26 protein-coding genes and 2 pseudogenes are annotated in these 25,102 nt (G+C 69.9%); 14 read left to right on the plus strand and 14 right to left on the minus strand.

The window, feature by feature from the left end:
- From ABTY04_RS29760 to ABTY04_RS29775, 4 genes are all read left to right on the plus strand, one after another.
- A partial coding sequence (locus ABTY04_RS29760; RefSeq protein ID WP_352216505.1) for a hypothetical protein occupies window positions 1-712 on the plus strand: 712 nt, incomplete at its 5' end.
- Between the two features lie 412 nt (window positions 713-1,124).
- Window positions 1,125-1,277 (plus strand): hypothetical protein, encoded by a 153-nt coding sequence (locus ABTY04_RS29765; protein ID WP_352216506.1) that lies wholly within the window; start codon window positions 1,125-1,127, stop codon window positions 1,275-1,277.
- Between the two features lie 398 nt (window positions 1,278-1,675).
- A complete protein-coding gene (locus ABTY04_RS29770) occupies window positions 1,676-2,053 on the plus strand; it encodes a hypothetical protein (protein ID WP_352216507.1) in 378 nt (125 codons plus the stop codon).
- Between the two features lie 30 nt (window positions 2,054-2,083).
- Window positions 2,084-3,046, plus strand: a complete 963-nt coding sequence (locus ABTY04_RS29775; protein WP_352216508.1) for a hypothetical protein — start codon at window positions 2,084-2,086, stop codon at window positions 3,044-3,046.
- Between the two features lie 502 nt (window positions 3,047-3,548).
- Here the strand turns inward: ABTY04_RS29775 and ABTY04_RS29780 are convergent.
- The 3 genes from ABTY04_RS29780 to ABTY04_RS29790 form a co-directional block, all read right to left on the minus strand.
- Complete coding sequence (locus ABTY04_RS29780; protein ID WP_352216509.1) at window positions 3,549-4,013, minus strand: lamin tail domain-containing protein; 465 nt, start codon at window positions 4,011-4,013, stop codon at window positions 3,549-3,551.
- A gap of 353 nt (window positions 4,014-4,366) precedes the next feature.
- Window positions 4,367-4,621, minus strand: coding sequence for a hypothetical protein (locus ABTY04_RS29785; protein ID WP_352216510.1), 255 nt, complete (start codon window positions 4,619-4,621; stop codon window positions 4,367-4,369).
- A gap of 215 nt (window positions 4,622-4,836) precedes the next feature.
- Window positions 4,837-5,154, minus strand: coding sequence for a hypothetical protein (locus tag ABTY04_RS29790; protein WP_352216511.1), 318 nt, complete (start codon window positions 5,152-5,154; stop codon window positions 4,837-4,839).
- A gap of 134 nt (window positions 5,155-5,288) precedes the next feature.
- Here ABTY04_RS29790 and ABTY04_RS41245 point away from each other — a divergent pair.
- Window positions 5,289-5,477, plus strand: a pseudogene (locus tag ABTY04_RS41245) (transposase); the annotation flags it as partial.
- 213 nt (window positions 5,478-5,690) lie between these two features.
- Window positions 5,691-6,863, plus strand: a complete 1,173-nt coding sequence (locus tag ABTY04_RS29795; protein ID WP_352216512.1) for a protein kinase family protein — start codon at window positions 5,691-5,693, stop codon at window positions 6,861-6,863.
- A gap of 579 nt (window positions 6,864-7,442) precedes the next feature.
- Here the strand turns inward: ABTY04_RS29795 and ABTY04_RS29800 are convergent.
- Window positions 7,443-7,692: pseudogene (locus tag ABTY04_RS29800) on the minus strand (transposase); the annotation flags it as partial.
- An 11-nt stretch (window positions 7,693-7,703) separates the two neighbouring features.
- Complete coding sequence (locus tag ABTY04_RS29805) at window positions 7,704-7,826, minus strand: hypothetical protein (RefSeq protein ID WP_352216513.1); 123 nt, start codon at window positions 7,824-7,826, stop codon at window positions 7,704-7,706.
- 292 nt (window positions 7,827-8,118) lie between these two features.
- Here ABTY04_RS29805 and ABTY04_RS29810 point away from each other — a divergent pair, with 292 nt between their 5' ends.
- On the plus strand, window positions 8,119-8,661 hold the full coding sequence (locus ABTY04_RS29810; protein WP_352216514.1) for a hypothetical protein: 543 nt from the start codon (window positions 8,119-8,121) through the stop codon (window positions 8,659-8,661).
- A gap of 1,994 nt (window positions 8,662-10,655) precedes the next feature.
- Window positions 10,656-12,284: a sigma-70 family RNA polymerase sigma factor gene (locus tag ABTY04_RS29815; RefSeq protein WP_352216515.1), complete on the plus strand. Its 1,629-nt coding sequence runs from the start codon at window positions 10,656-10,658 to the stop codon at window positions 12,282-12,284.
- A gap of 231 nt (window positions 12,285-12,515) precedes the next feature.
- On the opposite strand, the gene ABTY04_RS29820 is transcribed toward ABTY04_RS29815, so the two are convergent.
- The gene (locus ABTY04_RS29820) at window positions 12,516-13,676 is read right to left on the minus strand and encodes a zinc-ribbon domain-containing protein (protein ID WP_352216516.1); all 1,161 of its coding nucleotides are present in this window, start codon (window positions 13,674-13,676) and stop codon (window positions 12,516-12,518) included.
- 343 nt (window positions 13,677-14,019) lie between these two features.
- Between ABTY04_RS29820 and ABTY04_RS29825 the strand changes: the two genes are divergently transcribed.
- Entirely contained in the window at window positions 14,020-14,715 is a 696-nt protein-coding gene (locus tag ABTY04_RS29825; protein ID WP_502996745.1) for a DUF5995 family protein, read from the plus strand.
- Between the two features lie 151 nt (window positions 14,716-14,866).
- On the opposite strand, the gene ABTY04_RS29830 is transcribed toward ABTY04_RS29825, so the two are convergent.
- Both ABTY04_RS29830 and ABTY04_RS29835 read right to left on the minus strand, forming a co-directional pair.
- Complete coding sequence (locus ABTY04_RS29830; RefSeq protein ID WP_352216518.1) at window positions 14,867-15,304, minus strand: nuclear transport factor 2 family protein; 438 nt, start codon at window positions 15,302-15,304, stop codon at window positions 14,867-14,869.
- 71 nt (window positions 15,305-15,375) lie between these two features.
- On the minus strand, window positions 15,376-16,296 hold the full coding sequence (locus ABTY04_RS29835) for a zinc-binding dehydrogenase (RefSeq protein ID WP_352216519.1): 921 nt from the start codon (window positions 16,294-16,296) through the stop codon (window positions 15,376-15,378).
- A 160-nt stretch (window positions 16,297-16,456) separates the two neighbouring features.
- Between ABTY04_RS29835 and ABTY04_RS29840 the strand changes: the two genes are divergently transcribed.
- Together ABTY04_RS29840 and ABTY04_RS29845 are read left to right on the plus strand one after the other, a co-directional pair.
- Complete coding sequence (locus ABTY04_RS29840; protein WP_352216520.1) at window positions 16,457-17,410, plus strand: LysR family transcriptional regulator; 954 nt, start codon at window positions 16,457-16,459, stop codon at window positions 17,408-17,410.
- A 147-nt stretch (window positions 17,411-17,557) separates the two neighbouring features.
- Window positions 17,558-17,698 (plus strand): hypothetical protein, encoded by a 141-nt coding sequence (locus ABTY04_RS29845; protein ID WP_352216521.1) that lies wholly within the window; start codon window positions 17,558-17,560, stop codon window positions 17,696-17,698.
- A 65-nt stretch (window positions 17,699-17,763) separates the two neighbouring features.
- Here the strand turns inward: ABTY04_RS29845 and ABTY04_RS29850 are convergent, their stop codons facing one another.
- Both ABTY04_RS29850 and ABTY04_RS29855 read right to left on the minus strand, forming a co-directional pair.
- Window positions 17,764-19,110, minus strand: coding sequence for a serine hydrolase (locus tag ABTY04_RS29850; RefSeq protein WP_352216522.1), 1,347 nt, complete (start codon window positions 19,108-19,110; stop codon window positions 17,764-17,766).
- A complete protein-coding gene (locus ABTY04_RS29855; protein WP_352216523.1) occupies window positions 19,103-19,783 on the minus strand; it encodes a TetR/AcrR family transcriptional regulator in 681 nt (226 codons plus the stop codon). The genes ABTY04_RS29850 and ABTY04_RS29855 overlap by 8 nt, the downstream gene beginning before the upstream one ends.
- A 198-nt stretch (window positions 19,784-19,981) precedes the next feature.
- Between ABTY04_RS29855 and ABTY04_RS29860 the strand changes: the two genes are divergently transcribed.
- On the plus strand, window positions 19,982-20,824 hold the full coding sequence (locus ABTY04_RS29860; protein WP_352216567.1) for an IS5 family transposase: 843 nt from the start codon (window positions 19,982-19,984) through the stop codon (window positions 20,822-20,824).
- Between the two features lie 175 nt (window positions 20,825-20,999).
- On the opposite strand, the gene ABTY04_RS29865 is transcribed toward ABTY04_RS29860, so the two are convergent.
- The 3 genes from ABTY04_RS29865 to ABTY04_RS29875 form a co-directional block, all read right to left on the minus strand.
- Window positions 21,000-21,530 carry a GtrA family protein gene (locus ABTY04_RS29865; protein WP_352216524.1) on the minus strand — a complete coding sequence of 177 codons (531 nt, stop codon included), beginning with the start codon at window positions 21,528-21,530 and terminating at the stop codon, window positions 21,000-21,002.
- A 268-nt stretch (window positions 21,531-21,798) separates the two neighbouring features.
- Window positions 21,799-21,954 (minus strand): hypothetical protein, encoded by a 156-nt coding sequence (locus tag ABTY04_RS29870; protein ID WP_352216525.1) that lies wholly within the window; start codon window positions 21,952-21,954, stop codon window positions 21,799-21,801.
- A 107-nt stretch (window positions 21,955-22,061) separates the two neighbouring features.
- Window positions 22,062-22,508, minus strand: coding sequence for an anthrone oxygenase family protein (locus ABTY04_RS29875; protein ID WP_352216526.1), 447 nt, complete (start codon window positions 22,506-22,508; stop codon window positions 22,062-22,064).
- Between the two features lie 91 nt (window positions 22,509-22,599).
- Here ABTY04_RS29875 and ABTY04_RS29880 point away from each other — a divergent pair, with 91 nt between their 5' ends.
- Entirely contained in the window at window positions 22,600-23,178 is a 579-nt protein-coding gene (locus ABTY04_RS29880; RefSeq protein ID WP_352216527.1) for a TetR/AcrR family transcriptional regulator, read from the plus strand.
- A gap of 152 nt (window positions 23,179-23,330) precedes the next feature.
- Entirely contained in the window at window positions 23,331-23,897 is a 567-nt protein-coding gene (locus tag ABTY04_RS29885; protein WP_352216528.1) for a SixA phosphatase family protein, read from the plus strand.
- A 263-nt stretch (window positions 23,898-24,160) separates the two neighbouring features.
- Here the strand turns inward: ABTY04_RS29885 and ABTY04_RS29890 are convergent, their stop codons facing one another.
- Window positions 24,161-25,099: a sigma-70 family RNA polymerase sigma factor gene (locus tag ABTY04_RS29890; RefSeq protein ID WP_352216529.1), complete on the minus strand. Its 939-nt coding sequence runs from the start codon at window positions 25,097-25,099 to the stop codon at window positions 24,161-24,163.
- Window positions 25,100-25,102 lie beyond the last annotated feature (3 nt).

A 25,102-nucleotide genomic window follows, 5' to 3' on the forward strand; every position in this document is an offset into this window, starting at 1 on the left:
TGCACAACCTCACCCTCGCCGGATAAGCGAGCAGGCCGCACGGCAGCCCGCCATGCCCGAGGCCACTCGAAGATCATTTACGGGACAACCCTTAGCGATGGATCATGACGGGCACTGGGCTTACCAGATGAACTCGCTTGATGTGCATGACGACGGCCTGACCAGGGCCGTTCTGGCGTTCGCGAGGCAGCATCAGCTCGGCCGTGGCCGGGATGCTCGACCGCTCACGGTCCTTCCCGGCTTTTCGTATGGGACCTATCAGTTCGATGCCGTCGCAGCGGCGTCGCCGGCCGTGCACGGGTTCCACCATGGGCGGAATGAGGCCTTGAACGAGGTCGTCTCGGCGGTCTTCCCGGCGTACGAGTGCGAGTTTCGCGGTGACGAGAACGTGGAGGAAGCAGTTCTGCGGTTCAAGCGCATGCTGCGGCCGACGGTCGTGTCCCGGTTGCCGGTCCCGTACCTGCGCATGCGATACGAGAACACGCGGACCGGTGGCGGCAGCATGGGCACCTCCCGGGGGTTCACCACACACGATGTGCTGCTGCGGGAACTCGTGCTTCTTGAAGGTGCTCCTGGCAGCTTCCTGGAGTTCGAGAACCTGCGTGGTGAGATGTGGCGCGTCCAGTGGGACGGCTCCTGGCTGGTGAACGGCCAGCCACAGGACGTGCGGCCCTCGGAGGAGTGGGTGATGACGGTTCTGGGGTGCCCTTAGCCCGTCTCCACACCGGCCGGTGCGCACCCGGTGCCGACTGACCATCGTGTGGTGCGCACGGTGCGGCGCACTCCCCTTCTGGTGGTGCGCGCTGGTGCGGCCGGTGCACACCACACCGCACAACAGTTGACGCAGGGTCACGGTGCGTCGAGCGGTTGTCGAGCGGTTAGGGATGGAAGATCTCCCTGAATGCTCGGCATCGAATGCGCATAGTGGGGCAATACAGGCGCGATACGGCGTGTTTCAAGGGAATCACGGCAGATCAGTCGCCGGACAAGGGTTGATTCTCATCCGGACAAGGGGGCGCGACACACCGGAGTCTCGTGCCGCCGACACCGATACGCCGCTGGACGCCCTACTGCAGAGCCCTGTGCCGAGGCCCGCCGGTCGGCCCGCCGTCCAAGGACAGCCTGTGCCGGACGCGCTGCGCCAGTGGCCCGCGCTGCTGGGCATCCTCGCGCTGGCGGTCATAGTGACCGTTTCTGCCGAGGCGACGATCGTGTACGCCAAAGTCCTCTCCCGCCTGGCACACCGCGACGGGCCCGGCGTGCGGCCGCAGGACTGAGTCTGCGGCTGAGCGACGGTGCAGTCGCGAAGAGGGTCCAAGGACGGATTGCTCGCGCTCGGACTACCGCGCGAAGCCCGAGTTCACGGACGGGCTCCGAGCGCGACGGGACAGCGGTGCACCTGGCTGCGGTCGCCGAAGATGCAAGGTCGCGTTGACCATCCGGAACGCCGGTCGTGCAGCTGACCTTTCACCTCACTGGTCACGGGCCGACGGGCGGTGCGGGCACGGTCATCAACGCGATCGGACACTGCGCGACGGATCTCCGTGCGGGCAAGCAGCGGCGAGCCACAGCAGCCCTCACGACCAACAGGCGGGCTCGGCACGTGTGCAGTTGCCATGTCTATGATCACGAGAGGTCGACGAGGAGGGCGCAGCATGGGGGATTTCGACCAGGAGTGGCGCCAGTCGCGCTCTGGTGCGGACCCCACGTCATCGGTGGCGCCGTGACACCGCTGTACTTCGCCACACCCGTCGGTGCTGCCGGCGCCACCATGTCCGTCGCCTTCGGCGACTCGCTCCAGCGTGGCGTCGACACCTGGGCCTGGGAATGGGACAACCGCATGAAGGCTGCGGTCGACGCCAAGGCCAATCCCGAGATTGCCGACACCTATCTCTCCATCAACAAGCAGGTACCCATCATGGTCGGTGAATGGGCGAAGGAGCGGCCCGACATCCCCGAGGCCGACGTCCAGAACTACACGCGCAACGTGCTGGACGGACGGGTACGCGGGACCGAGACCGCGCAGAAGTACCTGACAGACACGGCCAACTGAGCCGAACGACGAAGAGGAATGGGGCCAGCCATGACGGGGAAGACGACCCGCCGTGCGGTGCCGGTCAAGATATGGTCCGTGCTGCTGGCGGGTCTGGCCCTGTTGGGGGCGCTCGGCGCATGGCTCACCTTCGGGCGCGATACGGCCGCTCCCTGCAACGGCCTGCCCGAGGACCGGCGCGTACAGAAGTCCGTGGGGGCGGACGTGCATCCCGGTATGAGCTGTGCCGCCCTCGGTCAGGCCATCGTGAAGGCCACGGCCGCCGAGCAGGGCAGGCATTCACAGGCGCAGGCGCAGGCCGTGAAGGATGTGTTCTTCTCTCCCGGGCTCGGATACACGAAGAATCTCCGGATCGATGCCGCTCTGCGGGTGCCACTGGCCACCGTGCTCGCGGACTTCGCGGACGACACGCATGAGCTGCTCGCGGGACTCAACTCCCAGTACGTCGTCAAGGGGGACCCGGACGACGGCCCGTGGGAGACCTCAGGCACCTATCACCTGGCAGTCGACAGCCTCGTCTTCCGCAACGTTGTGCACGCCGTCTCCCAGGATCCACAGGCGTACGCGATCCTGCGCCTGGCAGAGACCCGGTACGCGGCGCAGCAGCTCGCAGCCGTCCCGGGCGACGCGACGGGGAGCGCGCTCTCCCTCCCTCCGACAAAGAACGCCCGCGCACTCGGCATCCTGGACGGCCTGACCGACAGGTACGCCCGTGACCGGGCGTGGCGGACCGCCGTACGCGACGGCTTGCTGCGTGAGCCGACCACCCAGGGCAGCTACCAGGAGAACCCCGCCTCCTACCTCAGAGCGGCATGGCTCCAAGGCCTCGGGAACACGCCGGAGGCGGAACTGGCCAACCGCCTCCACACCCAAGGAGTCGACGTCGCCCGCACATGGACCCAGGCGCGGAACACTGACCAGTCCACTCGGCAGGATCTGCTCGCCGAAGTGGATCGGAGCGCGGTGAGTGCCTACCGCGAGGCCAAGTCGTAGCCCAACTGCCCGGTGCAGCAGGCCCGGGCAGTGCTCTTCACCGCATTCCTCGACACGGTGATCAAGGACCGAGGGTGTGGGATCACTCGCCGACGTGGAGCGAATCGGAAGACGAGGAACCACTCCGGCTCGACTCCGCTCGGCGGGGCTGCACGGCTCCCCCACGCCGCAGGGCGGGATCACTGCCGGCTCTCGCTCTCTTCGCCACTCTCCTCCGCTCACGCCTCATGTGCGCTGCGGCACTGGCCGCAAACAAGCTCGCAGCCACAGCACAGAAACTGACCCCGACATGGCGCCGTCGGCCCGTCATCACCACGTCCTTCCGCGCGTCCTGCGGTCAGGCCCTGAGCAGGGTGCCTGCCCGGTAGACGGCCGCGCGGGCCGCCGCCCGAGGAAAGGTTGCGGCCCGCGCACGCCCGCTGGTCGGCGGTTCCCGCCCGTGCGGGCCGGGCGCCGGCGGCCGCCCGCCGTCCAGGCGGCCCCCAGCACCCGGCCCCGCGGGTCAGTGGTGACGCCGGCCCCACGACTCCGTGTCGACCGTACGACCGCGGTCATCGCGCAGCGTCGCGGTGTCGGCCCGGTTGCCCCAGATGTACTCGCGGCGGTTCTGGAAGAGGTCGGTGCGGGTGTCGCGGCCGCTTCCGGTGTGGATGCGGATCGTGGCGCGGCCGACGATGCGGACATTGTCGAAGCGGTAGCGGTTGCCGTCGTCGTCGCGCAGGGTCCAGCCGCGGAGGTTGATGGCGTCGCGGGTGGTGTTGGTGATCTCGACCCATTCCGCGTTCAGGGAGCGGTTGGAGTGGTCGTCGCGTCCGGGGCTGTCGGCCTGGACCCGGCTGATCTCCACCCGCGGACGCTGGTGGTGGCCGTCCTGGGCGGCCGCCGGCAGCGCAGCCGCGCCGACCACGGCTCCGGCGGCCAGGACGGTGGCGGCGATACGGCGGACGGAGGAAGAAGCAGAAGCCATGGGTGACGCTCCCTCAAGAACAGCGCCCCACCAGCCGAAACAGGCTGGTAGAGGCGGTGCGGGTTCCCGGCCCGGATGAGCCGAGAGCCCCACTCTCGACCCGGCACACGACCGGCTGCAGCCCTCGCCGGGGCCGGTTACCGCACCCGGACATTCCCGTCACACTCGCCTGCACACCACACGCATGCCGGTCAGGCGTGGCCCTGACATTCACTGACCGTTACACCCACCCATCCCGCGCCCGGGATGCGGCGAACAGCGCGCCCCAGCGCACCACCCGGCGCACTTCTGGCCCACCCCACCCACCCGGACTAGTTGATCAAGTAACAACCGTTCTGCGGAATTCTTCGCACTCACGTCCAGATAGGCACAAAATTTCGCACCTTGTAGCCAGCCAGGACTCCTCCAATCCGGCTCTGGCTGTCCAGTGCACGGGCGCGGCTGGCCCCGCGGCTCAAGGACGCAGACCCGTCGTGGTGGATCACGCCCGCGAGGTGGAGCCCTGAGTCGCGGGCGACGCGCTCGCACATGGCCTTGCGAGTCACCACGGGCTCGTCCTTGGCGGTGCACAGGCAGATGACGGCGATGGGCTTCGTGAGCTTGGTCATCGTTCATCCGATATCAGTAGCGGCGCGACAACGGACGACAGGTGAAGGCGTGTCAGTCCGTGCGCGTGCGGTTTCTGAGATCGTGTCCCCCAGGTCGGGGCAGCCCAGGACTCTCAGCCGCGCCGCTCAGAGTTCGGCGGCAAGGAAGTCGACGAGTTCGACGAGCTGTGGGGACAGGCCGCGCTTGCATTCGGTGGCGGCCAGTTTGATGCCGGTCAGGATGTCGGTGGCCGGCAAGCGTAGTCGCGCTGTTCGGTGTGGGCGGCGGCGAGTTCGAGCAGGTGACGGTTGCGGTTGTTGGAAGTGGAGCGGGCGGGCGTGGTGACCTGCTCGGAGAGCTGGAGGGCCTCAATCCGGGTTAAAGCCCACCCGAGCTGATCCCCGACGAGCTGGTCAGCACCGACCTCAAACGCAGCCTGCCCCACGCCCACCAGGCCAGGAACCAGGCCGAACCCGCCGCCGAAACCCGCAGATTCTTCCACCGCCGACAACGCCAGCCCCACATCGTGCGGGGATACTTCGGCGGCCGGCACATCCGCTACGTCCTCGACGGGTGAACCCCATGAGTTTCCGATCAATAGGGGATGTCTCACGTGGTGATGTCGTGACGTGCGGCTTCATGGCTGCTTGTGGGTGCTGATCTGTCGCGGCGGCTGGTCCTGACGGGCTGTGGGAATTGGCCGGCCCGTTGCTGCCGTCGTTCAAGTCCCGTCCGCAGGGCGGCGGGACTGCTCCGTGTGATCAGCGGGCCCTATTCACTGCGGTCGTGTAGGTGCTGACCAGCGGGTGCGCCTGGCGGCACCTGCCAGAGACGTTCGGTGTGTCGCCCGCGACGGCCCATCGCCGGTTCACCGTCCGGTACGAACGCAAGGGCTCCCACCTCCTCGCCTTCCTCGGTCTTGCAACCGCCCTGACCTGCTACAAGAAACCGATTAATATCACCACGTGAGACATCCTCTAAAGGCCCGGATTCAATGACACATGGCCTGATTGAGTGAGACGGGACATGCTCGCTTTGGTTCCCCACGCAAATACTCGATGCAGAGTTTTCAAGGCGTAGAGTGAGCGCGTGCCTGCTCTCGGGGTAATCCCCCAAGCCGTTGCTCTGCAGAACCTCTTGACGGATCTCTACTCCTCGCCAGTGGTTGTCGACCGTTGGCAGCGGCTGGAGCCCTGGGACGTAGCCCGGGTTCGGCTCCGGGGTAGTGCCGTCCCACGCTCCGTCGTCGTCAAGTGGATCCATACGGGCAAGGGTCAAGGCCAGGTCGGTACTTCCTCATGGCGGCTGCGCACTGAGCTGGCTGCGCTCCGGTTCCTCGGCGACGATGTCGGGATCGGTCTTGCTCCTCGCGTCATTGCCGCCGACACGGCTGCCCGGTTCCTCGTCCTGGAAGACCTCGCGCCACGTGTTCCCCTGGACCATCTGCTTGGACGCGACGGAGCGGCGGCCCACTGGGAACGGCTGGCCGCCTACGCCCATGCCCTCGGTGAGCTGAGCGCGGCCACCGCCGGGCGGGCCGAGATCTACTACGCTCGCCGAGGCAGGCTGGGACCTGTTGACCCCGCGGCCGACCTGGCGGGACGACTTGCCCCGCTCCGGGACACAGCAATCGAACACGCCGTGGCGCTCGGGGCTCCCCTTCAGGGCCGAGCTGCATGCGAACTCACCGCAGCACTGGATGCGTTGTACGACCCGGGCCCGTTCCTCGCCCTCAGCAACGGCGATGCGTACACCAACAACATCCTCCTCCACGCCTCCGGCCCGGCTGACGCCCGCCTCATCGACTTCGAATTCGGCGGCTACACGCATGCGCTGACCGACGCCGTGTGCCTGTATGTCCCCGGCCCGGCCTGGATGACGGTGGGCGATCCGGTCACCACAGGCCTGGCCGACCAGTACCGCCGCGCCCTGGCCCGCGGCATCCCGGAGGCAGAGGACGACCGGCAGTACGGATACGGCCTCGCCGCGGCCTGCATGTCCTGGGCACTGATCCGTCTGCAACGGTTCGCCATGCTGGATGCCCGCCCACCAGGCGACCGCAACCGCCCCCAGCTCATCTCAACACTCGAAGCCGTCGGCCGTACCGCCAGGACCCACAAGGCCCTGCCTCACCTCACCGCATGGATCCGCCGCATCGCCGCCCTGCTGCGCCGCCGCTGGCCCGATGCGGACCAGGACTTCGCCGACCCGGCAAGGTTCCCGCCCTATCTGCCTGCTTTTCCAAACGGGCCTGCTCGGTGAGGGTTTCGGCTCGTTTCACGATCTTCCCAGGTTCGTGGCGTGGGAGGTGCCGGACCCCGGCGGACGCTGGCGTGGTGAGCCGGTGGGGTTCAGCAGGCCGCCGCTCCCAGGGGCGGCGGAGGTCCTCGGCAAGCGGGCGTGCGAGGTGGGGCTGGGCGTGGGCGGCGGTGATCAGCCAGGTCCACAGGCCGACGGTGTGCGGGTCCTGAGGCTCAAGCGGGCGAACGAGGTCCTGCGGACGGCCTCGGCCTTTTCCGCGGCCCAGACGCGACCCGACCCGGCCCAGGTGAGAGCGCTCGTCCACACAGAGATACGGCGGCACCGTCGGCGGATCCGGACGGGCTACCCCTTTCCGGTTCGACGATGTGTACCCATTGCGCAGCGCCTGCCGGTTCGCGAGTCGACCCCGACGATCCGGCAGGTTTCCTTGTTGCTGTAGCCCTGCTGCATGAGCTGGAAGTATGCAGCCCGTTCCGCAGGCAGTCTCTTGGCACCCTGCGGTTTCCGGTCCTCCCGGATCTTGAAATCCATCGCACCCCTGAGCTGGGGTGTTGCAACGATCGCTGGAACTCAAGCGCGATCGAGCGGACGGGCCTGCCATTCGGCCATGCCCTCCCTCACCGAATCAGTGATCGTGGAGATGGTCTGCTTGGAGACCTCGGCGTCATGGACCTCGGCCAGGTGAGAGGAGATCTCGTCGCGGGTCAGGCCCTTCGCGGACAAAGAGGGCACCGTCTCGTCCACGCCGGTCAGTCGGCGCTGCCGCTTCTTGACGATCTTCGGCTCGAACAAAGCCCTCCCGGTCCCGCGGGGCCTCGATGCGAACCGGACAGACCGGCCTCACCCGTCAGCTTGCAGGCGCTCCGACTGATCCCAGGCCACGAGCTCCTTGATGAACCGGTCGTCCAAACCCGCCGGCACAGCCTCCGAAACGGGTGCCTTGGCTATGTTCTCGCTGGTCACAGGTGCACTCCTCGGTAATCGGAGTTACACCGTTCTCTTTGCAGTCCCGCCACTTGCCGCCGAATGGTGAACAGGCGTCAGATGATCAACCTAAAGGGCTAAACGTCGTCAACTCCACATGAATTGCGGTCACTTGACGCCCCATTTGGCGACGCGGGAGCGCTCGGGGTACCTCATTCGGCCCTTTGTGCCCGATTTCCGGCATGTCACGATACGAAAGTCGTATCAGTCGTTAGTACTTTTACTCACGTGCCGGCCGCACAGCCGGTTCCTCTGAGACAGGAGAACTCGCATGATGATCACCCGCTCCACCGCTGTCACCGCGAGTATCGCGGCTGCCGCAGCCCTGGCTGCGATGGGCATCACCTACGCCTCGGCCGCCTCCCAGCCGGAGCAGCCGGCCACGGTTGTCCAGCAGGCGGCTGCGGCTCAGGCGCCCTTCGGCGGCGATTCGGGCAAGCGCGACTCGGGCAAGGGCAACGAGGGCCGGGAGCACCACAAGGGCCGGATCCAGATCAACGAGCGGTCGTTCTCGTCCCACCCGGGCGACTGCATCACCGTCATCAGCGGCCTGGGCGCCAGGACCCTGAACATCCGCAATGACAGCCGCAGCACTGTCGAGGTCTTCCGCGGCGCGGTGTGCGACAACGGCGCGCCCATCGCCGTGGTCGGCCCCCACAGCCAGAGCGACGGCGTGAACCCGGGCCACCGCCACGACAAGGAAGGCAAGGAAGGCAAGGAAGGCAAGGAGGACAAGGAGGCCGTCGAGGTCGAAAACGGCGTCGTGGGCAGCTTCCGGGTGATCGAGCGCCACGAAGGCAAGGACTGGTCCTGATTCCGACGGCATAGCAGGGAGTCCCGGCCCGCCGGAATCGGGCCGGGCTCCCAATCCGGGCACCTGCCCGGACACGTCCTCCGGGCCGGAGCCCGGACTGCGACCATTGTCCGACAGCCCCCGCCCCCGCGCACGCCCCGCCGGACCGGGAAAGCAGGTACACCAACCACACCCCAACAGCCGCCCTCCCCCACACGGACCGGCCCGCCAGGTGAATCCCGCCAAAAACACCACGCGTTGACGCCCACCCAAGGACAAGGACCACCGGCCTCCCTTCCCGGCGTCCGGGCACACCCGACCGGGTGACGAAGAAACCGCGATCCGGGCCGCGCCGAGCAGTCGCAATCACCACCGGAGGCCAAGCACACGGCCACCCGCGACAAGATCCGCAAGCTGCCGGAAAAGCACGACATCCAACGCAACACCACCCGGCATTCCGCCAGGAAGACACGCCGGCGAACCGCTGCCAGTTCGTCACCGACCATCAGCGCCGCCACGGCGTGAAGCGGCTGTGCACCATCTTGGGGATCGCCTGCTCGATCGAGCTTCTACTACTGGCGCCGCACCGCGACCGCCAGGACAGCCCGACGGGCAGCCGACGCGGCCCGACGTTGGCCTGACGGAGGCGTCGTCGAACGCCCGGCTGCCTCATCAGCTGGAGTGGAGACGAGCGTCCGCTCGATCGCGTGCCGAAACAGAGGCTCACGTCCGTACAGCGGAGGCCGGCCCGTGCCGCATGTGCCCGACGTGCCCGAGGAACCCGGCGCTGGGGACCAGCAGTGCTGTGGGGCCGCGTGGGTGCCGGGGACACGTAACCCATTCGGCGGCGGCGCGGTGCCGGTGAGTCCGGCGATGCTGCTTGACATCGCGGTAACCCAAAGTGACATAGCCAAGAGGTGTCGCCATGGGTGATTTCGATGTCGTGGCTGTGCCCGCGAAGGTTGAGGGCGGGGTGAAGTCCGGTATGACGGTCCGGCGCAACGACATCTTCGCCATCTCAGGAAGCGGGCGGGCAGAGTACGACCGGACCCCGAGCGTGAGCTGCGGCACGACGACGAGTTCGGCAACGTGCACTGGTACTGCTGCGGCAACCCTCTCGAAGGCCGTGCCCTGCTCGACGGCGTGATGCAAGCGATGTCGCAGCGGGGCGCCCGCGAGCTCCGCAAGATCGTGGAAGAGCTTGACTCCTGCATGGGCCCACCCGACCCAGCCGCAAACCGCCGAAGACACAGAAGCAAGAGTGCCTGTTCCGTATCCCTGCAGCGCTCCTCTGCCGGCGCGATCCGGGTCCGTCCAGCGACAGCGCCAGGGGCCGAGGTGAACTCGGGCGAGAACGGACCGCAGTCCGCAACTGACCTGCTCCGCGGGGTGTCTCGCCCGCGGAGCAGAGTGCTGTTGCCGCCCGCCCAGTGGAGCTGCACCGGTACTCCCGTCGCCGAGCCGTTCGGTGTCCGCGGATGCGTTGCCCGAACCGGATGACCCCGATGTGATCGCGCCCCTGTGGACCGGTCCGATCGCATGCACCAAGGTCACGAGCCGGAGCGGGGGTCGGGGCACGATGCGGCCCTGCCTCTGCTGTGGCATCCCCGGACACGACGACCCGCCCTGCTTCTGCCGCCAACACCCCGGAGACCTGCGGCACCACCGCTGAGCGGGCGCCGGCCGCGGTGCGCGTGGTGGCGTGGCCGTGCCGAGCTCGCCTCCCGGCTGTGCCGAGCGGAATGGACGGGGTCCCGCGGTACCGCACTCGCGCCTCCTGGCCTGTCGTTGGTCTTGTGCACGTGAGAGACGGCGTGGCCGCGGCGCGGTCCCGCGACTTTGCCAGGCCTTTGCTGAAGTCGTGTCAGGCCGGACACTGCCGAGGCGCCTGGTTGCTCACAGACCCTGTGAGCGTGCACACTTGCGCGAATTCCGGCCGGGCGCAGCGTCGCACCCCACTGCCCACCTGCCTGGCATTTGCCGAGCCGGCCATCAGCACGTCAACGGGAGCAAGGTTGAGCACATCGGGAACTGCCCGCCAGCAGGACCTCCACGACCTCAGCGACGCACAGCTCTGCGCGCTGCTCCGCGAGCGCGACTCGGCGTCAGGTGCCGATCTCAGCGACGTGATGGGCGAGGTGTTCGCCCGTCACCACGACGCCGTACTCGCCTACGCCCGCACCTGCTGCCGCGACCTGGCCACCGCCCGTGACCTCGCGGCCGAGGCCTTCGCGCGCACCTACCGGGCGGTCGCCTGGGGGGCCGGCCCCGAGTACGCCTGGCGGCCGTACCTGCTGACCTGCGTGCGCCGGGTGGCAACCGAATGGGCACGCCGCGGTGCCCGCACACAGCTGTCGGACGACTTCGACACGTGGGCCGCCAGCCTGTCAGACGACCAGGACGTCGAGGGCGCCGCCCTGTTGGCGGAGGAGGGCTCGCTGGTCCTGCGGGCGTACCGGTCGCTGCCGGAGCGCTGGCAGGCCGTGCTGTGGCACGCGGTCGTCGAACGCGAGCCCGCGGGCGAGACCGCCCGGCGCCTCGGGATTTCGGCGGGGGGCGTCGGTTCCCTGGCGGCGCGCGCCCGGGAGGGCCTGCGCGAGGCGTACCTGTGCGCCCACTTGGACCAGAGCGCGAGCGACGAGTGCCGGCACTACGGCGGCCTGCTCGCCGCAGCGTTGCGCCGACCGGGCAAGCGCGTCACCCGGGACCTGGGACGGCATCTGCGGGCGTGCGACGACTGCGGGCGGGCCGAGCGTGATCTGCGAGCCGTCAACAGCCGGTTGGGTGCGCTGCTGCCGGCCGGAATCCTGCTGTGGCACCCCGCCTCCTCCGTACTGTCCGCCGGTGTGCACGGCGGCCAGCAGCTGGCAGCGGGCAAGGTGGTGGGGCTCAAGGTGGCCGCGGCGCGGTCCGGAGCCGCGAAGTGGACCGCGGCGGCGGCCGTTGCGGGTACGACGCTCACCGCGTTCGTCCTGCTGCCGGCCGAGGACCGGACCGAGCGAGCCGCCCCGACGCCCACGGTCGCGAACCCGAACCCGAACCCGGAGCCGAACCCGTACCTGCTGCCGTCCCCGACGGACTCGGCGCCACCGATCGTGTCCATCGGCGCTCCCATGTCGGCCGTCGCCGCCCCATCGGCCCCCGTCATTCCCACGCCGTCCTCCACGTCGCCCTCGCCGACCCCCGCCCCCGCCGGTCTGCCGTTGGTCAACACCGGCTCGGGACTGTGCGTCGGCTTCGCAGGCAGCGGTTCCGAGGGACCGTTGCAGCTCCAGCCGTGCACCGGCGCCGCATCCCAGGGCTGGCAGCGCCTGCCGGCCGGCCAGGGCACGTACCAGTTCCGGAACACGGGCACCGGTACCTGCCTCGACGGAACCACCGCCGGCGGAAACGTCGTCGACGTCACCCTGCGCACCTGCCGCTCGGGCACCGGCCGTGAGACGCAGCTCTGGAGGTCCGAGCCGGTCGGACGATCCGGCGCCTTCCGGCTCTGGTTCGTGCCACCGGTCCCGAAGAGCGACTACGCCGACCACCTGCTGGGCCCGCGGAACTGGCCGAAGACCGATCCTCCGCGCCCGGGTTCGGCCCTGGTACAGCTGCCCGACTACTACTGCTCCGTCAATTTCCTCTTCACCATGAAATGAGCGCACCGCCGGCCCGGTCGGGTTCGTCCTTCCGGGCGGGGCGCGCAGGCTTCCCGAAGGGCTTGGGGAAGGGACGACCACTGGCTCGCGGGCCCACGTCGAGCGCCTCCCGGGCGGCGCCGGACACCGCACCGGGGTCTGGATCGCCAACCAGCGCGCCCGCCGCGGGAGGTGCCGCCTCCGCCCCGCGCAGCGCGGCCGCCCCCGCGGTCGGGGGAGCGCGAGAGGAGGTCAGCGCGGGGCCACTACGGACCGGATCAGCTCCCGGGCGTCCACGACGCCGACGCCGTCGATGTCCTCCACCTGCCCGGACCCGAACCGCACCCACAGCGGCACCGCGCCCGCGTCCCGGGCGAACGCCAGCTTCTGCGCTGATGACGGGTTCGGTGCCGAATCGATCTCCACCACGAAGTCGGGAAGCGGCCCGGGCGACCACGCCAGCAGGTCCACGCGCCCGTACCGGGACTTGCCGTCCGGCACGAGGGGCAACCGCGCTTCGGCGTAGACCATCGCCTCCGCGCCCAGGCCGGTCTTCAGGAACTGCCGGACCTCCCCGGTCAGCTCCCGGGTCACCTCGGCCGTGGTGGCCGGCACCGTACGCCCGGCCTCCCGGTCCGCCAGAGCCTGCTCCGTCCAATCCTCCAGCCACCCCTGCAGCCCGCCCCGCATGCCCTCCAGTAGCTCGGCGGTCAGCGACCTACCGGGCCGGCCGGACAGGGCGTATCGCCACCCGTCCGCCCAGTAGGCCCGGCCCAGGATGTTCAGCACCCCGTCCCGGCCTGCAGCCGCCGCGCACGCGTCCGGGGTCGGGACGGCCTGCCCCGCGGCCGCGGTGACCTGCTCCAGGGTCCGCCTGGTTTCTCCGGCCTTCTCCAGTACCTGCTCGGCGGCCATGGCGCCCTGAAGGTGCCCCGCCGCCCAGTAGCGCCACTCCACCACCAGGCCGCCCGGCATGCCGGCCGGCAGCCGGACCGCGTCCAGCAGCTCGACGGCCCGGTCCGCCGACGCCTTCGCCGCGGCGGACAACTCCGCCTTGATCCGGGGCGCGTTCTCCTCGAACTCCCGGGTGCGGCACGCATGGCACTGGGCATGCTCGGCCTCTCGAGTACCGGGACGGACCATCTTCACGCACCCGCACCCCGGGAACACCCGCCGGACCCGGTACCCGACGCACTCACGGCACGCGGCGACGTCCCCGCCCTTCCACTTCGGCAGGGACCTGCGGCTGATCACGGTCTCCTCCCACTCGTGGCCGGCCGGACACCGCCACCACGCCCTGCCGCCGCCCGTCCCCACCCGGTCCGGGGTCAGAGAGCCGTTCCGGTCCGGGTGCCACATCGCCGCGACCGCCGGAAACACCTGGGCCAGGGACTCGGTGAACGTGCGCGCCACGTCAGACCACCGCCCCGGTGCGCTGGGCGAAGCAGCGCCGGCCCCGCCCCTTCCCGTTCGCGGTGGTCAACTCGGCTGTGGCCGCCGCGACTTCCTCATCATGGTCCATGCCTGCTCAACGACCGGACGGGCGGACACGTGCCCGGCGGTCCACTCTCCGGCCTCCCGCAGGGCTGACGCCCGGCAGGCAGGGCGATGGACAGGCGGCGCCGACACCAGGGTCTTGGCGGTGCGCGCGCTCCCCGGTCGGGGCCCGGCACGGGTGGTGGCCCCTCGCCCGGTCAGGTGACGTCCAGAGCGCCCGGGGCACCTGCCCTCGTCCGCACACTCCTGTCGGCACGGCGTGCGCCGGACATCACGCCATGCGGCTCGTCCTGCTGCCGGCCACGTTGCCGGCTCGGTCCGCTGCGAGGTCCGCACGGCCCGACGAGCGACACGCTCCCCCATCAGCAGGCAGTACGACGCCGTGCGAGATCCCCGCGCGGTGTTCGCGTACACCTACTTCCGGCTCACGTCCGACCTCGCCGCGAGCCTGCGTACGAACGCCCTGTCGTTCGCGGCGCCGGAGTGGGTCGCCGACCTGTCCGTCTCCCTCGCGGCGGGCTATTTCACCGCGATGGACGCCATCGACACCTGGCTCGGCCCTGACCCCCGCCCCCGCGGAGACGTCCTCTCCACCGATCTGCCGGACGCCGTCCCGAAGCCCTGGCGGGACGTCTACGCCGCCTCGGCCGTGCGGCACTCCTACGTCCTGCTGGACCGCTTGTTCACCCACGACGACGAGCTCTTCACCAGCTACGGGATCCGGGTCGTGCGGGGCCTGGCCTGGTTCAACTGCGACCGTCTCCTGGATCCGGATGCGACCGCCGAGGCGACGGGCTCCATCAGCAGGACCACTGCCGCGTTCATCGCCGAGTTCCGCTCCCCGGACGACTGGAAGCGCCGCCACGCCTTCCGTGTCCTGCGGGCCCTGGTCCCCTCCCGTCGGCAGTGGCCGCCGCCGGGCACCCCCGTCGAGGCAGGCCGGCCGTCCGGCTGAGCCGGGCCGTACGGCGGGACCCACTGCCGGCTCCGGACGCAGGACCCGACTGCCACCGGTCTGCGTACGCGTACGGTCCACGGGCGCCCCTCCCGGGGCACAACCCCGGATCTCGGATGTCCGCCGCACCGAAGCAACCCCGGTGTGCGGCTCACTCGGCGCCGGTGGACTGCGGGGTGGCGCCGGCCGGGAAGAGGGTGGTGGCGACGTGGTGGGTGTCGGCGTATTCGATGACGGAGGTGATCCTGCCGTTGCGGACGGTGTAGATGCCGAGGCAGCGGTTGTCGTAGGTGCCGCCGTAAACGGTCTCGGCCTTGGAGGTCCATTCGGCGACCACGCGCTCGCCCTCGGCGAGGGTGCTGATCAGGGCTATCTCCAGGGTGTCGGGGACGAGGACCGGCCCCATGCCGCCGAGGAAGTCGTTGATGATCGCGTCGCGGCCGTTCCACACCTTGGAGATCGGCAGGTCGCCCGGGTAGTGCCAGGTCGCGTCCTCGGCGAAGCTGTCGTGGATGACGCCGGCGTCACCGTCGCGCACGGCCTCGATGTAGCGGATGACGACGGTCCTGGGGTCGGTGGGGGTGGTCATGGTGGGGCTCCTTCGGTTTGCTTTACCGGACTTTGGTCTGTGCAGGTTGCAGGTTGGGCGGGTGGCGTGCGTCAGGACAAGGTGAGGACGGCCTTGCCGCGGATGCGGCGATCACGCAGGTCGGTGAGAGTGGTCGCGGTGTCGGCCCAGTCCGTGACGCGGCCGATCTCCGGGTGCAGCCGGTCCTCGTCGGTCAGCCGGACCAGCGCCGCCAGGTCGTCGTCGAGGCGGGTGTCCGCGTCGAGGTAGTGGAAGTGGCGGATGACGGCCGATTCCGGGCCGCTGAAGAAGTCGAAGAAGTCGAGCGTGGCAGGGGTGCGGCTGGCCTGGCCGAACCAGATGAGCGTGCCGCGCTTGGCGAGCCGTGCCAGAGCGAGCGGGAGGGCCCGGCCGCCGGTCGACTCCAGCACGAGGTCGTAGGGCCCACGGGCGTCGGCGACGTCGTGGACGATCTCGGCGGCGCCGAGTCCGGACAGCCGGGCGCCGCGTTCGGCGTCCCGGGTCACGGCGGTGACCTGCGCCCCCGCCGCGGCCGCCAGCTCGGTCACGTAGTGGCCCACACCGCCGGACGCACCGGTCAGCAGTACGCGCCGGCCCACCACGGGCCCGGCGGTGCGCAACAGCCGCAACGCGGTGAGCCCGGCCAGCGGCAGCGCCGCGCCCTGGAGCACGCTGACGCCGTCCGGCAGCATCGCGAGCGCGTCGGTCGGCACCGCCACGTACTCCGCCCAGCCGCCCGACATGGGGTGCCCCACGACGCGGGTGATCCCGGTCGGTCCGCTTCCGTCGGCTGCCGGCTGCACCACCAGCCCCGCGATGTCCTTGCCGGGGCGCTCCCCGGGTACGGGCTTCTCCAGCTTGAACGTCTCGCCCCGGTTGACCGAGAACGCCTCGACCTTCACCAGCGCCTCATGGGGGCGCGGGGTCGGCTCGGGGACGTCGGCGAACACGACCGGCTCGGCCGGATCCCCGGTCGCAATCAAGGCTTTCATCGTCTGCTCCTCCTCGGCGGCCTCGGGGGCCATCCCCCGGGCCGGTGCTGGTGTGGCGCTGGTTCGGCGTCGTGGACCATCTGACCGGGTGCCGGGGCCGCCCGGCCAACAACCAAGCCACACAGCCGACAACGCACGGTTGTCGCATAAGGTCAGCCGCATGGATCTCGACCTCGCCCTTGTCCGCGCGTTCACCACGACCGCCGCGACGCTGCATTTCGGGCGGGCCGCCGAAGAGCTGAACACCAGTCAGCAGGCACTGTCCAAGCGCATCGCGCGACTGGAGGAGCTGCTGGCCGTCAGGCTGTTCGTCCGCGAGGGCGGTACCAGGCTGACCGAGGCGGGCGAACGGTTCCTGCCGGCTGCGCACGAGGCGCTCGCGGCGGGGGAACGGGCGATCGCGGCGGTGAGCGGTACCGGTCCGGCCGTACGGATCGACACCTGGGGCCACCTCTACGCGCCGCTGCGCACCGTCGCTCAGGCCGTGGAGGCGCTCGGGGCAGTGCGGCTGGAGCCCGGCCCGGGACGCGACTGGCCCTCGGTCGCGCAGGCGCTGCTGCGCGGCGACACCGACCTGGGCTTCGGGCGGGTGCACCCGCTGCCCGGCGGCCGCGACACGGGCCTCACCCAGCGGCTGGTGCGGCTGGAACCCGTCGACGCGGTGGTCGGTCCGTCCCATCCGCTGGCCGGCGCGGACGCCGTGCGCCCGGCCGACCTGCGCGACAGCACGCTGTGGTGCCCCGCGGAACTGACCAGGCTGGACTTCCTCCGCCGCTTTGCCGACGCCTTCGGGATCACACGGCGGCAGGACGGCCCCAACCTGGGGTTGGACCACCTCGTCCAGTGCCTCCGCGGTGACGCCGCCTCCTTCACCCTCTTCCCCGCCGATGCGCCGCTGCCCGACCACGCGGGCCTGCGCGCCATCCCGCTCGTCGAGCCGGCCCCGCTGTACGCCTGGTCGCTGACCTGGCGCGAGTCCGCTCGCCACCCGCTGCTCGACACCCTGCTGCGCGGCTTCGCCGAAACCGGCCGCTCCCGGCGCTGGCTGGCCTACACACCACAGCGCGACTGGCTCCCCGACACCGACCACGCGAAACTCACCGTCCGCCAGTAGTACTTCGCAGGGCTCATGCGGATGCTCGGGCGGGATTCCAGGGTTCTGGGCACGACATTGTCCGTTGCTTCACCGCAGTCCCGTGTCTCCTCGGATATCCGGAATGGAATGCGCCGGATTCCGGTCTCCTTCGTTTCCGCGGTCGGCGTGAGAACGCCCGCCGTTCACGTGGCCACGCCCTGCTCGCCGAGCCAAACGGTCGGCAAGCAGGACGTGCTGCACCGGGCGCCGATGGCGGCGGTGTGCTCGCTGGAGAAGGACGACGTCCTGGAGCAGCTCTGGTCTTGAACCTTGGCTGTACTTAGAACTCGCGCAGATAGGTGCGGCATCCCTGGCAGGTAGGCAGGCGCAGATCAGCCGGACCGGGCGATGGCGCGCAGAGCGTCGATGGTCTCCTTTTCGTCTTGCTGGTCGCCGTAGTCGCTGAGTTTCACTACGACGGTCCGGCTTACGGGGTCGACGTAGATGTACTGCCCGTACACGCCGACGGCGGAGTAGTCCTTGCCGTTGCCGCCGGGGGGATGCCACCACTGCGCGGAATAGCCCCAGCCGTCGACTTTGTGGGGTGCTGCGGTGGCGATGCGCTTGATCCATGCCAGGGGAATGATCTGTTTGCCCTGGGCGCGGCCGTTGTTCAGGACGAGCTGGCCGAGCTTTGCGTAGTCGCGGGGGGTGGCGTTGATGCAGCAGAACGCCTTCTCGTTGCCGTTGTCGTGGTCGAGGTTCCAGGTGGCGCTGTCCTGTGCGCCCATGGGCGCCCAGATGTTGTCTGCCAGGAGGTCGGCCAGTGGGCGGCCTTGGACCTTGGCCAGGACCTGGCCGAGCAGTTCGGTGTCGATGCTGCGGTAGACGCCTTGGCTGCCCGGCGGGAACTGCAGGTCGCGATGGTCGTGTGCGAAGGCGGGCAGGTCACGGGTGAGGTACATCCGGGCGGTGCCGGTCAGCGGGTAGTACTCGTTGTAGTTCTCCGGGACGTCCACGCCCGAGGTCATATCCAGCAAGTCGCGCACAGTGATGGCGTCGTAGGCTCCGCCCGTCTTCAGCCGGGGCAGGATGTCGACCAGCCGGTCGCTCTCCCGGAGTCGGCCCTGCGCGATGGCCTGCCCGGTGAGCAGGGACACCACCGACTTGGCGGCCGACCAGGAAGACATGCGGGTGGTGGGGCCCACCCCGTCGCGGTACCACTCGTGGGTCAGCTGGCCGTCCCTGAGGACGAGGAAGGCGTTGGTGTGTGTGGTGGCCAGGAACTGATCGGTCGGCACCCGCTCGCCCTTCCATGGCACTGCGGCAGGAAGCGGCTCGTCGTGGACGGGTAGGGGTGCCGGTGTGGCCGGGGTGGGGATCGTGCGGGTGGCGAACAAGGTGCCCTGCTGCGAGGGTTCGGTGGTCAGCAGTTGGGCCAGTGTGGGCGGTGAGGGGATGTCGAGCAGCGCGGTAGCCGTGTAGGAGCCGGCCACCAGCACGCCTAGCGTCACCGGCAGTGCGATGAGGGTGCGCCGTAGTGCGCGCCGTGTCGGCGGCTTCGCGGACCGCGAGGCGGCCCCGGTGCGGTCGGTCGGCGCGGGCACCCGGGGGGTTGGGTCGGCGTCGGGAGCGGGCCGGAGGTCCACTGCCGGCTCGGGGCTGCTGCCCTGCGGGGCTTTGGGGTCCGTGTCGGCAGCCTCGTCGGCGCCTTCCACGGCAGGGCTGTGCTCAGACATCGGCGTCGTCCTTGGTGGTGGTGCGGGCGGTTGCGTCGACGGCCAGCCAGAACGCCTCCATCAGCGTCTGGAAGACGGCCTCGTCGTCCTGCGCGGCCAGGTGGGGCAGGTGCTTGGTGATGGCCGGATAACGTTCGGGGGAGACGGTGGCGTACGCCCCGGCCCAGGCATGCTCGTCAGCGGCGCGCACTTCCTGCGGGAGCGCGGCATACCCGGCACGCATGCCTGCGTACGCCAGCACGGTGTCGGCGAGCATCCGTTGGTACCGGGCCACACTGCCCTCGTCCAGACCGATCTCCTCCAGCGCCGCGAGCATCATCTCCATCGCGGCGAACTCCCCCGGGCCGCGGGTGGTCCGGCACGCAACGGCCGCACCGACATACGGGTGGGCCTCGAAGACCTCCACCAGGGAACGGGCCAGCTCCTGCAGCACCTCCCTCGGCCCCAGACCGTCGGGCACCCGCTCCACGGCCATGGTCAGCAGCCGATCCCCCACAGCCAGCAACAGCGCGTCCCGGTCCGCGAAATGCCGCCACACCGCCGACCGGTCCACCCCCAGTTCCTCTCCTAGAACCCGTCCGGTCAGCCCGTCCGGCTCCGCCCGCGCCGCGATCCGCACAGCCGCCTCCACGATCAGCTCCGGCGACAAACGCACCGCCCGGCTCTTGCTCACAGCCATATCCGCCCCGCCCTCGCCCGCATCAGTGTTGTCATCAATGATGACAACACTGATGCAAGTTGGTCAACTCCAGAGCGGCGCGATCATGAGGCGGCGATGTTCGACAAGGGCCTCAGTCGCGCGCAGGGTCGAGGCGATCACCAGCACCTGTGCCTGCCCTGCCGCCACGCACTGCGATCAACGGGGAGATCTGTGCCTGTTCTTCCGTCATGGCTTACCGAACCGCTATGGGGCCAGTTCTCGGCGTTGCTGCCCGAGCGGCCCCACTACCACCCGGACCATCCTCTGCACTGCCACCGTCCGCGCATCAATGACCGGATCGTGTTCGACAAGCTTCTGCAGGTGCTGCGGTTCGGCTGCTCCTACGAGGCGATCGCTGACACGACCTGCTCTGCCGGCACCATCCGCAACCGTCGCGACGAGTGGATCCGCCTGGGCATCTTCAGGCAGTTGAAGCAGATCGCGCTCGACTCCTACGACCGAATCATCGGCCTGATGCTGGATCAGATCGCCATCGATGGCTCCATCACCAAGGCCCCCGGCGGCGGCGAGGTCGCCGGGCGCTCCCCAGTCGACCGGGGAAAACAGGGCCTGAAACGCTCCGGCATGACCGACGGCTACGGCATCCCGCTCGGCCGTGTCCTGGCCGGGGCGAACAACCACGACTCTCCACTGCTGGCTTCGACCTTGGACCGCCTCACGGACCTCAGGCCGCTGCCCGAGGACATCACGGTGCACCTGGACGCCGGCTACGACTCGAACAAGACCCGCGACCTGCTCGCCGAACGCGGGCTGCACGGCCAGATAGCGCACAAGGGCGAGAAGGCCCCCATCCAGGCAAGCCAGCGGTGGCACGTCGAGCGCACCCACGCCTGGCAGAACGCCTTCCGCCGCCTCTCCCATTGCTACGAACGCCGCGTCGCCGTGATCGACGCCTTCTTCGACCTCGCGGACACGATCATCACCGTCCGCAGTCTGATCAGGCGATCCTGGACCACCCACCGTTGGGACAATCGCCCGAGGCGACGCCCGTGATCCCACGCCTATCTGCGCGAGCTCTTATCTCGGCAGTTGAGCGGCTCGGCCCAGCCTGCGGCCGTGAGGGCTTCGGCGCCGGATGCGGCCGCAACCCGCCCCAGCCGCGACTGCGGGCGGTCGGAGAGGAACGCCTCTGCGTACACCGGGCCGCGGGCACCGCCGGGCGCAACGGTCAGGCGGCGCGGCAAAGCGCCGTCGGGGCGGCGGGTGCCGCTGCGCGGCTGACGGTCGCGGGGACGGGGCCGGCAGTGCGGACGGCGGCCGGGGCCTCTTGCGGGCGGTGGCATACGAAGACGACAAGGCGCAGGACCGCGAACCGTGCGACGCCGGCGAGTGCGGAGGCGGTGAGGTAGACGACCTGCTCAAGGACCGCGCTGGGTGCCGCGACCAGGTGCTGCAGGACGAGCATCGCCATACAGGTGACGGCGTATGCGGCGGCTGCGGATCCGGCCGACTGCGTGTGCTGGCGCCAGGACGCGCGCCCGCCTGCACCGAAGGTGAAGCGGGCATGCAGCTCGGTGGCCAGGAGTGTGGAAGCCGCGGTGATGACGGCGTTGGCCAGGGCCCAGGGCATCCAGGAGGCAAGGGCCACCACGGCAAAGCTGGAGGCGATCCCCACTCCGCCACCGCAGAGCACGAAGCGGGCGAACAAGGTGAAGGCGCCGGGTGCCGCCTGCTGCCGGTTCAGTGCCACTGCCTCCATGACCCACCCCTTTGAACACTCACTCCGCGGAACGCATGCTCGCCCGACCTGCGCGGCCTGCTAACTGTCGTTTCTGATGATGGAAACGCTACGTTGCATTCATGAAAGCGACAACAAGCTTGTTGCGCCTGAAGTGCCTTAACTGCAGGTAAAAGCCATGAAATCGTTGCAATGGTTCGGAACATAACGCAACAATCGAAGCGAGTGCGTTGCAATAGATTGAGGATGAACGCTATGCCGGAGACGCCCTCGACCAGCAGGCGCAGCGTCACGGCAGCGCTGGTGTGCTGCGGGCACCGATAGTGCCGACGGCGTGCCGCAGGATCCGGGTGAGGCTGTCGACGTGGGCGGTGTGCAGCGCCAGTTCCTGCCGCTTGCCGACCAGGACCTCCAGCGCGACGCCGGAACCTGCGTACCCCATCATCGGCGCCCGCAGGGGCAGAAATCCGAAGCCCTGTCGGGCTCACCCCGACGGGGCGAAAGCTGTCGGCACGCAGGGGCGAACCAGTGCGTGCCGGGGCGGCTTTGGTATCAGACGAGGGCGGCGGCCAGCAGGGTGAAGGCGGCGATGATGACGGCGACGCGGACGTAGTGGAAGCGGTCCCAGCGGTTCATCTGCTCCTTCCAGTCGGCGGGCCGGTTGTCAGGGGTCCACGTCTTGCCCCGGTTGTTGATCGGGACGAGCAGCAGGATCGACATGATCACGCTGACGATCAGCAGCGCGGCGGCGGTGACGACGAGGCCGGTGCCGTGGTGGTGCCATCCCGCGACGGCCCAGGCCGCGACGAGGACGAGTGAGCCGATGTACCAGAACGGCATCACGGCGCCGAGCATCCGGCCCCCGTGGGAGTGGGCCAGCTGGTTGCTGTCCTCCGGGAGGGCGTTGAAGATCGGGTTCATGACGAAGGCGACGGAGAACTCCACCCCCACCATCAGGCCGACGACCACGGTGGTGATGACCTCAAGTGCGCTGAGCATGTTGCCCCTCCCGGGATCTAGCGCTGCTAGCTGATGTGGCAACGCTAGTACTGCTGCCGCTTGCTTGTCTAGCGGTGCTAGGATTCGAGTTATGTCACTACAGGAACGCAAGGCACGCGAACGGGCCGTCCGCGAGCGCCTCATCGTGGCGACGGCCCGCGAACTCGCCGAGCAGCAGGGCTGGGACGCGGTCACCACGCGCCGGCTCGCCGAGCGCATCGAATACAGCCAGCCCGTCCTCTACAGCCACTTCCGAGGCAAGCGCGAGATCATCGGCGCCGTCGCCCTCGAGGGCGCCGCCGAGATGGCCGTGGCGGTGCGGGCCGCCGCGTCCGCCGCGAACGGCCCGCGCGAGCGGGTCGCCGCCCTCGCCCGTGCCTACCTCGACTTCGCCGAGCGCAACCCGGCTGTCTACGACGCCTTGTTCCAGCTCGACGGCGGCCTGGCGTACGCGCAGGAGGACACCCCGGAGCCACTGAAGGACGCCTTCGCCGCGCTGATGGAGAGCCTGGGCGAGGTCGCCGGGGACGGCGTCCACCCGGGGCTGTTCACCGAGGTGTTCTGGGCGTCCCTGCACGGCCTTGCGACCCTGACCCGGGCGGGACGGCTGCTGCCGGAGGACGCCGCGCAGAGGGTGGAGCTGCTGGTGGACCGGCTCGCCGTGGTCTGACACACCGTCCCGGCGGGCACGCAGCCGGGGCCCTCGGGCCCCCGCCGCTGCCTGCCTGCCACGCGGCGCCGCGTTGAGCGGGCTGCTGGGCACCGCGTAGCCGGCCCAGTTGGAGTACGCCCATCCATAGCCATGGGCTCTACGCTCGGGGTATGAGGCATCGCGACCGAGCCCCCGAGGTTCAGGACGTACGGAACGCGGCGACGGAAGGCACGGCGCGCCGACTCGTACTCCTGCGGCACGCCAAGAGCGCCTGGCCGGACGGGGTTCCCGACCACGACCGTCCGCTCGGGCCCCGCGGGCTGCGCGACGCGCCCGCGGCCGGCCGACTGCTCGCCCGCTCCGTCGGCGTGCCGGATCTCGTGCTGTGCTCCCCGGCACGCCGCGCCCGGGAGACCTGGGACCTGGCCGCGACGGAGCTGGACCGCACGCCGCCTGTCCGGCACGACCCGCGCCTGTACGCGGCGGACGTGCGGGACCTCCTCGACGTCATCCGTGCAGTCCCCCCCGAGGTCGCCACCTTGCTGCTGGTCGGGCACAACCCGGGCCTGGAGGAGCTGGTGCTGCTGGTCGCCGGCGCGGCCGTGGGGGACGCCCTGGAGCGCGTCCGCACCAAGTTCCCGACCTCGGCCGTGGCCGTACTGAGCCGGCAGGGCGCCTGGTCGGACCTCGGGCAGGGCGGCGCGCTGCTCACGGACGTGGCAGTCCCTCGGGGGTAGCGGGAGGGCCGGGGTGTCATGGAGGGCGGGCCGGGGCTCCTCGGACCGGGTGCGGTCGCCGGCACCGCGGCGTACGGCGGACAAGACCGGGGGCCGGCATCCGGATCGCCCCGTCTCTTCACCCGGGACGGGGCGCCCGGTGTCGCCGAGCGGAAGGACGAGACGTGTGATCGGCATGAATCCCACGCTCGTCGAGCACGGGCGACAGTACGAGGGGTGCCGTCCTCGCTCCGGCTCGGGTCACCGGATTCCGGTGGCTCTGGTCACCATGCGCTGATGACCGGCGCGTCGGGCTCGTGCTGCCGCCAGACCTCGTTGAGGCGCGCGAGCCGGTCCGCGGCGGCGATGCCGCGCAGGGACGCGACCTTGCCGTCGATGACTTCGAACGCCACGGCGCCCACGACCCGGTCCTCTACCACGGCGAGGACCGCCGGGGAGCCGTTGACCAGCGCGATGTGGAACGCGGGCGAGCCGCCGGCCAGCCGCCGCTTCGCCGGCGTGGGCTTGAAACCGGCCCGCACGTACGAGGCGACCCGCTCGCGCGTCTTGTACTGCAACAGCCGCCTGGCCAGTCCGGCGCCGTCCGAGACCGCCGTCACGTCGTCGGTGAGCAGCGCCACCAGCCGTTCGGTGCGCCCCGACGTGGCGGCGGCGAGGAACTCCTCGACGACCCGGCGCGCGGACGCGGGGTCGGCCTCACCGCCGCGGCGGCGCTCGGCGGCGACCCGGATCCGGGCCCGGTGGACATGCTGCTGGCTCGCGGACTCGGTGATGTCGAGGATCGCGGCGATCTCGGCGTGGCTGTACGAAAAAGCCTCACGCAGGACGTAGACGGCCCGTTCGGCCGGTGAGAGGCGCTCCATGAGGGTCAGTACGGCCAAGGACACCGATTCGCGCTGCTCGAAGGTGTCAGCCGGGCCGAGCATCGGGTCGCCCTCAAGGAGCGGCTCGGGCAGCCAGGCACCGGCCGCTCGCTCGCGGCGTGCCTGTGCCGAACGGAGCTGGTCGAGGCAGAGATTGGTGACGACCTTGGTCAGCCATGCTTCCGGCACCTCGACCCGTTCGCGGTCTGCGGCCAGCCAGCGCAGGAACGTGTCCTGCACGGCGTCCTCGGCGTCGGCGGCCGAGCCGAGCAGACGGTACGCGAGCGAGGCCAGCCGGCCCCGGCTGGCCTCGAACCGATCGATGGCTGCACTGTCCATGCC

The sequence above is a fragment of the Streptomyces sp. NPDC097981 genome, from assembly GCF_040302565.1.
GTDB lineage: Bacteria > Actinomycetota > Actinomycetes > Streptomycetales > Streptomycetaceae > Streptomyces.